14 protein-coding genes are annotated in these 11749 nt (G+C 73.3%); 7 read left to right on the top strand and 7 right to left on the bottom strand.

The window, feature by feature from the left end; genetic code table 11:
• Positions 1-246: 246 nt before the first annotated feature.
• Positions 247-870, bottom strand: a complete 624-nt coding sequence (locus ACFWU6_RS32870; protein ID WP_383985031.1) for a TetR family transcriptional regulator — start codon at positions 868-870, stop codon at positions 247-249.
• A gap of 238 nt (positions 871-1108) precedes the next feature.
• On the opposite strand from ACFWU6_RS32870, the gene ACFWU6_RS32875 reads away from it, so the two are divergent.
• The 3 genes from ACFWU6_RS32875 (at position 1109) to ACFWU6_RS32885 (ending at position 4351) form a co-directional block, all read left to right on the top strand.
• Positions 1109-2422, top strand: coding sequence for a glycosyltransferase family 4 protein (locus ACFWU6_RS32875; protein ID WP_383985034.1), 1314 nt, complete (start codon positions 1109-1111; stop codon positions 2420-2422).
• A 109-nt stretch (positions 2423-2531) separates the two neighbouring features.
• On the top strand, positions 2532-3266 hold the full coding sequence (locus tag ACFWU6_RS32880; protein ID WP_266577493.1) for a class I SAM-dependent methyltransferase: 735 nt from the start codon (positions 2532-2534) through the stop codon (positions 3264-3266).
• The gene (locus ACFWU6_RS32885; RefSeq protein ID WP_383810582.1) at positions 3263-4351 is read left to right on the top strand and encodes a prenyltransferase; all 1089 of its coding nucleotides are present in this window, start codon (positions 3263-3265) and stop codon (positions 4349-4351) included. The genes ACFWU6_RS32880 and ACFWU6_RS32885 overlap by 4 nt, the downstream gene beginning before the upstream one ends.
• A 43-nt stretch (positions 4352-4394) precedes the next feature.
• On the opposite strand, the gene ACFWU6_RS32890 is transcribed toward ACFWU6_RS32885, so the two are convergent.
• Complete coding sequence (locus ACFWU6_RS32890; RefSeq protein WP_383810585.1) at positions 4395-4697, bottom strand: hypothetical protein; 303 nt, start codon at positions 4695-4697, stop codon at positions 4395-4397.
• 158 nt (positions 4698-4855) lie between these two features.
• On the opposite strand from ACFWU6_RS32890, the gene ACFWU6_RS32895 reads away from it, so the two are divergent.
• Entirely contained in the window at positions 4856-5509 is a 654-nt protein-coding gene (locus tag ACFWU6_RS32895) for a hypothetical protein (protein ID WP_383810588.1), read from the top strand.
• 57 nt (positions 5510-5566) lie between these two features.
• Positions 5567-5956: a hypothetical protein gene (locus tag ACFWU6_RS32900; protein WP_383985037.1), complete on the top strand. Its 390-nt coding sequence runs from the start codon at positions 5567-5569 to the stop codon at positions 5954-5956.
• 89 nt (positions 5957-6045) lie between these two features.
• Here the strand turns inward: ACFWU6_RS32900 and ACFWU6_RS32905 are convergent, their stop codons facing one another.
• The 5 genes from ACFWU6_RS32905 to ACFWU6_RS32925 form a co-directional block, all read right to left on the bottom strand.
• Entirely contained in the window at positions 6046-7056 is a 1011-nt protein-coding gene (locus ACFWU6_RS32905; RefSeq protein ID WP_383985040.1) for an LLM class F420-dependent oxidoreductase, read from the bottom strand.
• 104 nt (positions 7057-7160) lie between these two features.
• Positions 7161-7988 carry a DUF5336 domain-containing protein gene (locus ACFWU6_RS32910; RefSeq protein ID WP_383810597.1) on the bottom strand — a complete coding sequence of 276 codons (828 nt, stop codon included), beginning with the start codon at positions 7986-7988 and terminating at the stop codon, positions 7161-7163.
• A gap of 150 nt (positions 7989-8138) precedes the next feature.
• Positions 8139-9161, bottom strand: coding sequence for an N-acetylmuramoyl-L-alanine amidase (locus ACFWU6_RS32915; protein ID WP_383985043.1), 1023 nt, complete (start codon positions 9159-9161; stop codon positions 8139-8141).
• Between the two features lie 66 nt (positions 9162-9227).
• The gene (locus tag ACFWU6_RS32920) at positions 9228-9869 is read right to left on the bottom strand and encodes a class I SAM-dependent methyltransferase (protein ID WP_383810604.1); all 642 of its coding nucleotides are present in this window, start codon (positions 9867-9869) and stop codon (positions 9228-9230) included.
• A gap of 175 nt (positions 9870-10044) precedes the next feature.
• Positions 10045-10482, bottom strand: coding sequence for an ATP-binding protein (locus ACFWU6_RS32925; protein ID WP_383985046.1), 438 nt, complete (start codon positions 10480-10482; stop codon positions 10045-10047).
• 84 nt (positions 10483-10566) lie between these two features.
• Here ACFWU6_RS32925 and ACFWU6_RS32930 point away from each other — a divergent pair, with 84 nt between their 5' ends.
• Both ACFWU6_RS32930 and ACFWU6_RS32935 read left to right on the top strand, forming a co-directional pair.
• Positions 10567-11415, top strand: coding sequence for a Scr1 family TA system antitoxin-like transcriptional regulator (locus tag ACFWU6_RS32930; RefSeq protein ID WP_383985049.1), 849 nt, complete (start codon positions 10567-10569; stop codon positions 11413-11415).
• Positions 11375-11635, top strand: a complete 261-nt coding sequence (locus tag ACFWU6_RS32935; protein ID WP_383985052.1) for a DUF397 domain-containing protein — start codon at positions 11375-11377, stop codon at positions 11633-11635. The genes ACFWU6_RS32930 and ACFWU6_RS32935 overlap by 41 nt, the downstream gene beginning before the upstream one ends.
• Positions 11636-11749 lie beyond the last annotated feature (114 nt).

An 11749-nucleotide genomic window follows, 5' to 3' on the forward strand; every position in this document is an offset into this window, starting at 1 on the left:
CGTATGTCCGGGGCGGGACGGTCGGTCAAGGGTGGAGCGCAGCGACATCGCGAAGCGACGCGACGACGAAGGAGGAGCGCCCTTGAGGGACCGGCGCGACCCGGAGAGACGATGAGACTGACGGGAAACCCCCATACCTGTCCGCTCCCGCCCCGCCGAAGCCCCCGCCCCCACCACCCCCGCCCCACCCCTCAAGCCCCCGCCCCGCCGAAGCCCCGCCCCCACCCCCGCCCCCCACCGGCAGGATCAGGCCTTTTCCGGGGACGTCAGGTCGATCAGGCGGCAGACCGTCTCGATGTCGATCTTGACCTGGGCTATCGAGGCGCGGCCCGAGAGCCAGGTGATCAGTGCCGAGTGCCAGGTGTGCTCGATGACCCGGACCGCCGAGAGCTGTTCCGCCGTCGGCGGGGCCTCCAGGTCCATGGCGTCCAGGATGATCGCCGTCGTCAGCCGGGACACCGTGTCCACCTCGGGGCTCACGCTGCGGTCCGCGAAGGTCAGTGCGCGGACCATCGCGTCCGCCAGGTGCGGCTCCCGCTGGAGGGCGCGGAAGGCCCGCATGAGGGTCTCCGCGACCCGGGCCGCGGGGTCGTCGCCCGCCGGCGGCCGCTTGCGCAGGGTGGTGTGCAGGTGCTGGAGCTGGTCCTGCATGGTGGCGACCAGCAGGTGCACCTTGGAAGGGAAGTAGCGGTAGAGGGTGCCCAGCGCCACGCTGGAGGACTCCGCGACCTCGCGCATCTGAACGGCGTCGAAACCGCCCCGGCTGGCGAGCTGGGCGCTGGCGTGCAGGATTCGGCGGCGGCGCGCCTCCTGGCGCTCCGTCAGGGGAGGGGACGCCGGCGTGGTGGCGGCCTTCGCTTCCGCTGTCATGTGTCCCGTTCCCTGGCGTTCCGTGTCGTCGCGAGTGGTTGCGGCGGGCTGATTCCGGGCTGATCCGGGGCCAGCATGTCAGGCGCCGGAGCCGTGGCGCGAATCACCTGCTCCGCCTCTTACGGTGTAGTTTCCGGCCGGTAGATTCAATGGTCTTGGGCAGACCAAGTCTGGAACTTGTTCTACATTATCCGAGCGGTTACGCTCCGGCGAAAGTGCAGGGAGATGGGGGCCGAGAGTGACCGCTGAGGCCATGGTGACGAGCCCTCTCGCGGGTTCCGTCACTGACGGCGACCGCCCGTTGCGCATCGCACTGCTCACCTACAAGGGGAACCCGTTCTGCGGCGGGCAGGGCGTCTACGTCCGTCACCTCTCGCGCGAGCTCGTACGCCTCGGGCACTCCGTCGAGGTCATCGGCGCGCAGCCCTACCCGGTGCTCGACACGGGTGCCACGCTCACCGAGCTCCCGAGCCTGGACCTGTACCGCCAGCCCGATCCGTTCCGCACCCCCAAGCGCGACGAGTACCGGGACTGGATCGACGCCATCGAGGTCGCCACCATGTGGACGGGCGGATTCCCCGAGCCGCTGACCTTCTCGCTGCGGGCCCGGCGCCACCTCGCCGCCCGCGCGGGTGAGTTCGACGTCATCCACGACAACCAGACCCTCGGATACGGCCTGCTGGGCGACCTCGGCGCGCCGCTGGTCACCACCATCCACCACCCCATCACCGTCGACCGCAGGCTGGACCTCGACGCCGCCAAGGACCTCAAGCGGCGTCTTTCCGTGCGCCGTTGGTACGGCTTCACCCGCATGCAGGCCCGCGTCGCCCGCCGCCTGCCGACCGTGCTGACGGTGTCCGGCTCCTCCCAGCAGGAGATCGCCCAGCACCTCGGCGTCCGCGACGACCGCATCCACGTCGTCCACATCGGCGCCGACACCGACCTGTGGGCGCCCGACGCGTCCGTCGCCGAGGTCCCCGGCCGCATCGTCACCACCTCCAGCGCCGACGTGCCGCTCAAGGGCCTCGTCCACCTCGTCGAGGCGCTGGCCAAGCTGCGCACCGAGCAGCCCGAGGCCCACCTCGTCGTGGTCGGCAAGCGCCCCGAGAAGGGGCCGGTCGCCCGCGCGGTGGAGACGTACGGGCTCCAGGACGCCGTCCGCTTCGTCAAGGGCATCACCGACGCCGAGCTCGTCGACCTGGTGCGCAGTGCGCAGATCGCCTGCGTGCCCTCCCTCTACGAAGGCTTCTCGCTCCCGGCGGCCGAGGCCATGGCCACCGGCACCCCGCTGGTCGCCACCACCGGCGGTGCGATCCCCGAGGTGTCCGGCCCCGACGGCGAGAGCTGCCTCGCCGTGCCGCCCGGTGACGCGGGGGCCCTCGCTGCCGCGCTCGGGAGACTGCTGGGCGATCCGGAGCTGCGGGCCCGCCTCGGGGCCGCCGGCCGCGAGCGGGTCCTGGCCCGCTTCACCTGGGCCAAGGCCGCCGAGGAGACCGCCGCGCACTACCGCGCCGCGATCGCGCGGGCCGCCCGTACCCCCCGTACACGGTGAGCTTGCGCCCCGCACATCCCTTGCGCCCCTGCGGCTCCTTGCGATCCCCCTGTTTCCCCCGTTCCACGCGCCACCCCGTTCACCCCCGCGACCGCGAAGGCAGGACCCCGTGCTGACCGTCGATTTCTCCCGGTTCCCGCTCGCCGCAGGCGACCGCGTACTCGACCTGGGCTGCGGCGCAGGCCGGCACGCCTTCGAGTGCTACCGGAGAGGCGCCCAGGTGGTCGCCGTCGACCGCAACGGCGAGGAGATCCGAGAGGTCGCCAAGTGGTTCGCCGCGATGAAGGAGGCCGGTGAGGCCCCGGCCGGGGCCACCGCCACCGCCATGGAGGGCGACGCGCTCGCCCTGCCCTTCCCCGACGAGTCCTTCGACGTCGTCATCATCTCCGAGGTGATGGAGCACATCCCCGACGACAAGGGCGTGCTCGCCGAGATGGTCCGCGTCCTCAAGCCCGGCGGGCGCATCGCCATCACCGTGCCGCGCTACGGCCCCGAGAAGATCTGCTGGGCGCTCTCCGACGCCTACCACGAGGTCGAGGGCGGCCACATCCGCATCTACAAGGCGGACGAGCTGCTCGGCAAGATGGAGGCCGCCGGACTCAAGCCGTACGGCACGCACCACGCCCACGGGCTGCACTCCCCGTACTGGTGGCTCAAGTGCGCCTTCGGCGTCGACAACGACAAGGCGCTGCCGGTCAAGGCGTACCACAAGCTCCTGGTCTGGGACATCATGAAGAAGCCGCTGGCCACGCGCCTCGCCGAGCAGGCCCTGAACCCGGTCATCGGCAAGTCCTTCGTGGCCTACGCGACGAAGCCGCACCTTCCCGTCGGCGCCGCCCAGTGACCTCCCCGGGGCGCACCGCGCCGGAACACCTGGTCCTGGACGGCGTACTGACCGCCGAGCAGGCCGCCCAGACCGTGGCGGGCATCCTCGCCGCGCAGCGCGAGGACGGGGCGCTCCCGTGGTTCCGCGGCCACCACCTGGACCCGTGGGACCACACCGAGGCGGCCATGGCCCTGGACGCGGCCGGCGAGCACGAGGCCGCCGAGCGGGCCTACGCGTGGCTGGCCCGGCACCAGAACCGGGACGGCTCCTGGTTCGCGGCCTACGCCGACCGGCCGGACGGGGTGGACACGGCCGACCCGCAGGACGCGAGCCGGGAGAGCAACTTCACCGCGTACATAGCCGTCGGGGTCTGGCACCACTACCTGTCGACCGGCGACGACACCTTCCTCGACCGGATGTGGCCGGCCGTCTTCGCGGCGGTGGAGTGCGTGCTCGCGCTCCAGCAGCCCGGCGGCGAGATCGGCTGGAAGCGGGAGGCCGACGGCACGCCGGTGACCGACGCCCTGCTGACCGGCTCGTCCTCGATCCACCAGGCGCTGCGCTGCGCGCTGGCCATCGCCGAGCACCGCGAGGAGCCGCAGCCCGACTGGGAGCTGGCGGCGGGCGCCCTGCGCCATGCCATCCGGCGTCACCCGGAGCGGTTCCTCGACAAGAACCGCTATTCGATGGACTGGTACTACCCGGTGCTGGGCGGGGCGCTGACCGGCGCCGAGGCGAAGGCGCGCCTGGACGGGCGGTGGGACGAGTTCGTGGTCCCGGACCTGGGCGTGCGCTGCGTGCTGCCGAACCCGTGGGTGACGGGCGGGGAGTCCTGCGAGCTGGCGCTCGCGCTGTGGGCGGTGGGGGAGTCGGACCGGGCGCTGGACGTGCTGCGGTCGATCGCGCACCTGCGTGCCGAGAACGGCATGTACTGGACCGGCTACGTCTTCGACGACCGGGCGGTCTGGCCGGTGGAGCAGACGACGTGGACCGCGGGGTCCCTGCTCTTGGCCGTCGCCGCGCTGGGCGGGGACGAGGCCACCACCGAGGTGTTCGGCGGGGCCTCGCTCCCTGCCGGGCTGGAGCCCGACTGCTGCGGATGACGCCGTGGGCCCGCGGGGGGCGCCGGCCGGTCCGCGCGGGCCGTCAGCGGCGGTAGAGCCAGCCGGCGACGGCGTGGCCTATGAAGAGGTAGGCGACGGCCGCGAGGCCGTAGCCGACCACGACCTGGACCCATTCGCGGCTGAAGGTGAACAGGTCGTAGGACCAGCCGGCCAGCCAGCTGGCGGCGTCGTGGATGAAGGCGACGAGGCCGTTGCCCTGGTTGGCCTCCAGGAGGTACAGGAGGATCCAGAGGCCGATCACGAAGGCGAGCACGTCCGCCACCAGTGCGACGGCGCGGCCTGCCTGACTGCTTCCCCGACTACGTACTCGCGTGTGTGATGTCATGCCGACCGTGTTGCCGCCCGGGCGTGTCGTAAACGTGCCGTAAAGACGAACGCGAACCGGACAGGAGGCCGGGCGAGACCCGAACGGGCCCTCCCGGAGGGCGGATCCGGGCATCCGGGGCGAGGCTGCGGGGGACACCTCAGTCCCCGGAGGCAATCGTGTCCGTACCCGTACCCGTATCCGCTACCGTCCGATTCCGCCGTGCCGTCACGGCGGTGGTCCTGTCCACCTCGCTGCTGGTCGGCGCCACCGCCTGCGGCAGCGGCGGTGAGAGCCGGGCCCAGGGGGAGAGCGTCTCCATGGCCTCGGCGGCCGAGCTGGCGGCCCTCGCGGCCGCGGTGCCGGCGGCCGACGAGGCCGACGAGGCGGCTGCCGTGACGCCCTCGCCCAGTACGTCCGCCGAGAGGCAGAAGTTCGCCAAGACGCGGTTCGTCGCCAACGCCGGTCTCGCGGCCGGGGCGACGTACCAGTGGATCATCAAGCCGTACCAGGCGGGCAAGTTCAAGAAGGGCGCGAAGGGCCGTACGTTCGCGCTGATCAAGGCCGGCCTGGCCGGCGCCTTCGCCTACAACCGGCTGAAGGCCGCCTCCGTCAACGCCAAGGGCGACCCCCTGCTGTCGAAGGCGATGGTGCCGCTGACGGCGGGCATCGAGTCCCTCAAGAGTCTCGGGACCAAGCTCCGCAAGGGTCAGGCGGGCGACTCCGACGTCGACGCCTTCCAGGACGTCATCAACGGCGTCAAGGATGCGGGCAAGAGCGCGGGTGCCCCGGTGACCGACAAGGTCCCGAGCGTCTCCCAGCTGGGCGGATAGCCCGGCGGGCGGGCCCGTGCGGCGGGCCCGCCCGGCCCGGCCTGTTTCAATGGGCGGGTGATCGCATTCGTGGTGGCCGTCCTCGGGGCGGCCGGGGCCGGGTGGCTGCTCAGGCGCAGGCATCTGCGCCGGGTGGCCGCCGGGCCCGTTCCCGGGATTCCCTGCATGGCGCGGCAGCCGGCCGGCGCGGGCCGCTGGCGGCCGGGCCGGGTGTACGCCGACGTGGGCACCGCCCGCTGGGTCCCGGGCCGCGGCCCGGCGGTCCCGCTGCCGGGAGGCCGCGCCACCGGGGTCCGGGTCCCCTCCGTGAGGGAGGGCCTGTCCATCAACCCCGGCTCGCGGATCGTGACGTGCGCGTACGAGGACGGCGGAACCATCGAGATCGCCGTGATGGCCCTGGACCTGCGGGAGCTGCTGACGGCGGTCCCGGAGGCGGACTCGCCCTAGCGGCGTCCGCACCGGGTGCGGGACGGCCCTCGTTCGGCCGCTCGGCCGCTCAGCCGCTCAGCCGCTCAGCCGCTCAGCCGCTCAGCCGCTCAGCCGTTCAGTTCCGCCAGGACGCGCAGGGTGTGCCGGTCCGGGGCGGTGAGGAGCAGGTCCGTGACCGGGCCCTTGCGCCAGAGTTCCAGGCGTTCGGCGATCCGCTCGCGGGGGCCGACCAGCGAGATCTCGTCGGCGAAGGCGTCCGGGACGGCCAGGACCGCCTCCTGTCTGCGGCCCGCGAGGAACAGCTCCTGGATGCGGCGGGCCTGCGCTTCGTACCCCATGCGGGCCATCAGGTCGGCGTGGAAGTTGCGGGCCGCGTGGCCCATGCCGCCGATGTAGAAGCCGAGCATGGCCTTGACCGGGAGCAGCCCCTCGGCGACGTCGTCGCAGACCCGGGCGCGGGCCATCGGCGCGATCATGAATCCGTCGGGCAGGTCGGCGAGGGAGGCCCGGTAGACGTCGGTGCGGTTCGGCGACCAGTAGAGGGGGAGCCAGCCGTCGGCGATCCGGGTGGTCTGGGCGATGTTCTTCGGCCCCTCGGCGCCCAGCAGCAGGGGCAGGTCCGCGCGGAGCGGGTGGGTGATGGGCTTCAGCGGTGTGCCGGTGCCGGTGCCGTCCCCGCCGCGGTACGGGTGCTGGTGGAAGCGGCCGTCCAGCGCGACCGGGCCCTCGCGCCGCAGCACCTGGCGGACGACGTCGACGTACTCGCGGGTCGCGGTCAGCGGGCTCGCGGGGAAGGGGCGCCCGTACCAGCCCTCGACGACCTGCGGGCCGGAGAGGCCCAGGCCCAGCATCATCCGGCCGCCGGAGAGGTGGTCCAGGGTCAGCGCGTGCATGGCGGTGGCGGTGGGGGTGCGGGCGGCCATCTGCGCGATGGCCGTGCCGAGGCGGATGCGCGAGGTGTGCGCGGCGATCCAGGTCAGCGGGGTGAAGGCGTCCGAACCCCAGGCCTCGGCGGTCCACACCGAGTGGTAGCCGAGGCGCTCCGCTTCGGTGGCGAGGCCGAGGTGGTCCGGGTTCGGGCCGCGGCCCCAGTAGCCGAGTGCGAGTCCGAGGCGCATGTACGGTCCCCCTCCGCGATGCCGTATCTGACGGCGCGTCAGGTGACTGTAGGGCAAAGGCCCCCCGCCCGGAAGGGCGGGGGGCCTTCGCGCAGTCCCGTGGATCAGCCGCGCTGGATTCCTGAGGTGTCGTTCAGGACGCCGCGGCGGCCGTCCTGGGTCTGGGCGATCAGCGTGGCCGGGCCGCGCTGGTCGACGGCCAGGTACCAGGTGCCCGGAGCGAGTTCGGCGATCGGGCTGGGCGAGCCGTCCTCGGAGAAGAGGGGGCGGGCCACCGGAACCGCGAACCAGAACGGGGTGAAGTCCGCCGCCGGGGCCGCCTGGCCCCCGTGGGACGCGTCCTGCGGACCCGGGCCGGGGGCCGGTGCGGGCTCGGCGGCGCCGCCGTAGGGCGGGACCGGCTGCGGGGTGTTGCCGTAGTGCGGGGGCTGCTGCCCGCCCGGGTAGCCGTATCCGGCACCCGGCTGGGGCTGGCCGCCGTACGGCGGGACGGCCGCCGGCCTCGGCTCGGGCAGCAGGCCGCCGGCGAGCACCGGGATCTTCGAGCCGAAGACGGCCACGCCGGCCAGGGCCAGCGTGGCGAGGAAGGCGATGACGGCGCCCGCGCCGAGGTCGATCGAGCTGGGGCAGGTGATCAGCGCCCACAGCGCGGACCAGGCGGCCGACACCGCGAGCACGGTGCCCCACGCGCCGAGCGGCAGCCCGAGGACCTTGCGGGTCTCCGGTTGGAAGCGGGCGGCGAGGAGCAGGCCGGCCGCGATGAAGCCGATCAGGAAGACGCTGGGCAGGACCAGGCGGTAGGCGTCGGTGTCCCAGGCGCTCGGGAGGTCTCCACCGGTGGTGGAGTAGAAGTCGAAGAACGAGGCGATGAACAGCAGCACCGCTGCTCCGATCACCACGCCGTCGCCTCGTGTGAGGGAGCGGATGTTCACGTCTTGGGTGTCCTTCTCGGTCTCGGTCGTCTCGTGGTGCCGCGGTCGCAGAGCGTGCCTGGAGCGGGGCGGGCGGCACCATGGTACGGAGGTAACCGGCGGCCGAGGGGGTCGGGGCGGTGGGCAGTCCCGGCCGGACTGCCCGTGGGACTACCCGCCGAGGAAACCGATGATGCCGTCCGCGATGCCCCGGGCCGCTTTCTGCCGCCACTCCGGACTCGTCAGCTGCGCCGCGTCCTTGGCGTCACGCATGTTGCCGCATTCGATGAACACCTTGGGGCGGGTTGACAGGTTCAGTCCGCCCAGATCGTCGCGGACGACCAATCCCGTGCCGCCGCCGAGGTAGTTGGCGGGGGCGGAGCCGGTGGTCCGGGCGAAGTTCCCGGCGATGCGCTCACCGAGCTCGCGGGAGGGTCCGACGATCTTCGCGGTGTCGGCTCTGCCGCCCTTGACGGCGGCCGGGAGGATGACGTGGAAGCCGCGGCTGCCGGCCGAGACGCCGTCCGCGTGGACCGAGACGACGGCGTCGGCGGCGGCCTCGTTGCCGATGCGGGCGCGCTCGTCGATGCAGGGGCCCCAGGGGCGGTCGCCCTGGTGGGTGAGGACCACCTTGGCGCCCTCCGCCTCCAGGGCGGACTTCAGGCGCAGGGAGACGTCCCAGGTGAACTCGGCTTCCATGTAGCCCGAGTTCGTGGTGGTGCCGGTGGTGTCGCACTCCTTGCGGCCCGTGCCGATGTCCACCTGCCTGTTGATCTCGGCGCCGTGTTTGAAGTTGCCGGTGTTGTGGCCGGGGTCGATGACGACCGTCCGGCCGGTGAGCGGAACCTTGGCCGGGGCCGGCGCGGACGCCGCGGGGGAGCCGGGCGGGGAGGCCGGGACCGGGGCGCCGGGGCCGGGGGTCCCACTCGGGGAGCCGGCGGCCGTGGCCCCCGGCTTCGCGTCCCGCTGGCCCGGCGGCGGGCTCGCGGCCGGGGCGGGCGCCGCGGACGTGCCGGGCGGCCGTCCGTCGCCGCCGGACGGGGCCAGCACCTGGGTCAGCAGCCAGCCCGCCAGGCACGCCGGCGCCACGGCGGCGGCCGCGACGACGAGCGTAGAGCGGCGGGCGTACCAGGGCCGGTCCGGGTTGACCGAAGAGGCGGACTCGGGGAGCGGGGGACTGTCGTCGTAGCGCACGTCGCGATGCTAGACCGGCGCCCCCGCGCCCGTACGGACCCTGGGCCATCCGGGGGCGCGGTGCGCTTATATGCCGGGACCGGTCCGGCGCAGCACGCGCAGCGAGTCGGTCACGGAGACCTCCGAGAAGGCGCCGGAGGCGAGGGCCCGACGGTAGATCCGGTACGGGGCCTGCCCGCCGTCCGCGGGGTCGGGGAACACGTCGTGGATGACGAGCGTCCCGCCCGGGGCCACGTGCGGGGCCCAGCCCTCGTAGTCACCGGTGGCGTGCTCGTCGGTGTGGCCGCCGTCGATGAAGACGAGGCCGAGGGGCCCGCCCCAGGCCGCGGCGACCCGCGGGGAGCGGCCGACGATCGCGATCACGTGGTCTTCGAGGCCGGCCGCGTGCAGGGTGCGCCGGAAGGTGGGCAGGGTGTCCATCAGGCCGACCTCCGGGTCCACGACGGTCGGGTCGTGGTACTCCCAGCCGGGCTGCTGCTCCTCGCTGCCGCGGTGGTGGTCGACGGTGATCGCGCTGACCCCGGCCTCGCGGGCGGCGTCGGCGAGCAGGATGGTGGAGCGCCCGCAGTACGTGCCGACCTCCAGGAGCGGCAGCCCGAGGGCGGCGGCCGATGCCGCCGCCTCGTACAGGGCGAGGCCCTCCCGTACGGGCATGAACCCCTTGGCGGCCTCGAAGGCGGCGAGGGTCTCCGGCTTGGGGGTGGCCATGTCGTCTCCGGCGGGGTGAGGGGTGGTCGGGCCTGGGCGCTCATGTTGCCCTACCGCCCGGTAGGGGTCCATGGCGGGGGCGGGCGGGAGGGCGGGCTGCCGCGGGCCGCGGGTGGCTGCGGCGTTGGCGCCGACGGGGGCGCCGCCCGCCGCGGGCGGGCGGAGAGGGTGCGGCTCACGTGGCCGGGGTGGCCGGGGCGTCGCATTCGAACCAGACCGTTTTGCCGTCGGGCAGCGGCAGGCAGCCCCAGCGGTCGGTGACCGCCTCGACCAGGAGCAGGCCCCTGCCCCCCTCCGAGGGTTCCGCGGGATCCGCCGGTGCGCGTGCGGGGCGGGCCGGGTCCGGGCAGTCGTCCGACACCTCGACCCGCAGGCCGCCCGGCTGCCGCAGGATCACCACCCGGCAGACCCGCCCCGGCACGTGCCGCACGACGTTCGCGACCAGCTCGGTCAGCGCCAGCTCCGCGCCCTCGGCCAGGCAGGCCAGGCCCCAATGGCGCAGGAACGCCCGCAGGATCCGCCGCATGGGCCGGGCCGAGTGCTCACCCACGGTGAAGCCCATGCGGTAGCTGTCGCCCATGCCTGCGGAGAGCAGGTCAGTTGCGTGATTCATGTCACCAGAGTGGGGAGGGATGGTTACGCTCGGCTACGGCCTGAAACGAACGCCGCACCGCGTGAACTTGGGGGTGACCGCCTCATGGTCAACATCCGTGATCTGGACCCCAGCGCCTCGCCGCTGGACTACTACGGCTCGGAACTGCGCCGCCTCAGGGAGGACGCGGGCCTGAAGCAAGGGCAGTTGGGCGAGATCGTGTTCTGCACGGCCTCGCTGGTCGGCCAGGTGGAGACCGCGCGGAAGGTCCCGACCCGCGACTTCTCGGAACGGGTCGACGCCGCCCTGGGCACCGGCGGCGTCTTCTCGCGGCTGGCGGGCCTGGTGCTGCGCAGCCAGTTGCCGACCTGGTTCCAGGCGTACGCCGAGATGGAGGCGAAGGCCGCCTACATCTCCACGTTCCAGGCACAGCTGGTGTACGGGCTGTTGCAGACGCCGGAGTACGCGCGGGCCGTTCTGGGCGTACGGAACGAGGAGCGCCTCGACGCGCGGGTGGCCGCCCGAATGGAGCGGCAGCGCATCCTGGACCGCGAGAGCCCGCCACTGATGTGGGTCGTGCTGAGCGAGGCCGTGCTGCACCAGGAGGTCGGCGGCCGGGCTGTCATGCGGAACCAACTCGCCCACCTGTTGGCGCTGCGGAGGCGGGAGTGGGTGAAGGTGCAGATCCTGCCGTTCGAGGCGGGATCACATGCCGGGCTGATGGGATCGTTCACCGTCTTGCGGTTCGACGACGACCCCGATCTCGTCTACACGGAGGACTTCGTCCAGGGCCACATGACGGCCAATCCGGTAGCTCTCAGGGAGGGTTCGCTCCGTTACGATCACCTGCAGGCCGCCGCGCTGTCCTTGGAGGGTTCGGCGGCGCTGATCGCCCGCGTAATGGAGGAGCGCTATGGACACCATCCAGAACCTGACGGGCGTGCGGTGGCGTAAGTCCTCGTACAGCGGTGACACCGGCGGGGAGTGCGTCGAGTGCGCCCCCCTGGGCGGCGCTGCCTGGCGTAAGTCGTCGTACAGCGGTGACACCGGCGGCAACTGCGTCGAGGTCGCCGCCCGGCCCTGCCGGATCGCCGTGCGGGACTCCAAGGTTCCCGGCGGGCCCGCCTTCACCGTCGGCCCCGAGGCCTTCGCCTTCTTCGTCGGAAGCCTGTAGTACGGGCCGGGGGGGGCCCCCCGCCGGGGGGGGGGGGGGGGGGCGCCGGCCGGCGGGGCGGCACGCCCCGCGCGCCCCCGCGGGGGATTCTCCGCGCGGCCCGGCGAGGGGGTG

The sequence above is a fragment of the Streptomyces sp. NPDC058674 genome, from assembly GCF_042716505.1.
GTDB lineage: Bacteria > Actinomycetota > Actinomycetes > Streptomycetales > Streptomycetaceae > Streptomyces.

What these genes read in the sequence shown, in the direction of transcription:
- ACFWU6_RS32905 (WP_383985040.1), bottom strand. Translation starts at nt 7,056, where the DNA reads ATGCGCCTCGGACTCGCACTCGGCTACTGGGGCCGCGGCCCGAACCCG.
- ACFWU6_RS32870 (WP_383985031.1), bottom strand. Translation starts at nt 870, where the DNA reads ATGACAGCGGAAGCGAAGGCCGCCACCACGCCGGCGTCCCCTCCCCTG.
- ACFWU6_RS32925 (WP_383985046.1), bottom strand. Translation starts at nt 10,482, where the DNA reads ATGAATCACGCAACTGACCTGCTCTCCGCAGGCATGGGCGACAGCTAC.
- ACFWU6_RS32930 (WP_383985049.1), top strand. Translation starts at nt 10,567, where the DNA reads ATGGTCAACATCCGTGATCTGGACCCCAGCGCCTCGCCGCTGGACTAC.
- ACFWU6_RS32935 (WP_383985052.1), top strand. Translation starts at nt 11,375, where the DNA reads ATGGACACCATCCAGAACCTGACGGGCGTGCGGTGGCGTAAGTCCTCG.
- ACFWU6_RS32890 (WP_383810585.1), bottom strand. Translation starts at nt 4,697, where the DNA reads ATGACATCACACACGCGAGTACGTAGTCGGGGAAGCAGTCAGGCAGGC.
- ACFWU6_RS32920 (WP_383810604.1), bottom strand. Translation starts at nt 9,869, where the DNA reads ATGGCCACCCCCAAGCCGGAGACCCTCGCCGCCTTCGAGGCCGCCAAG.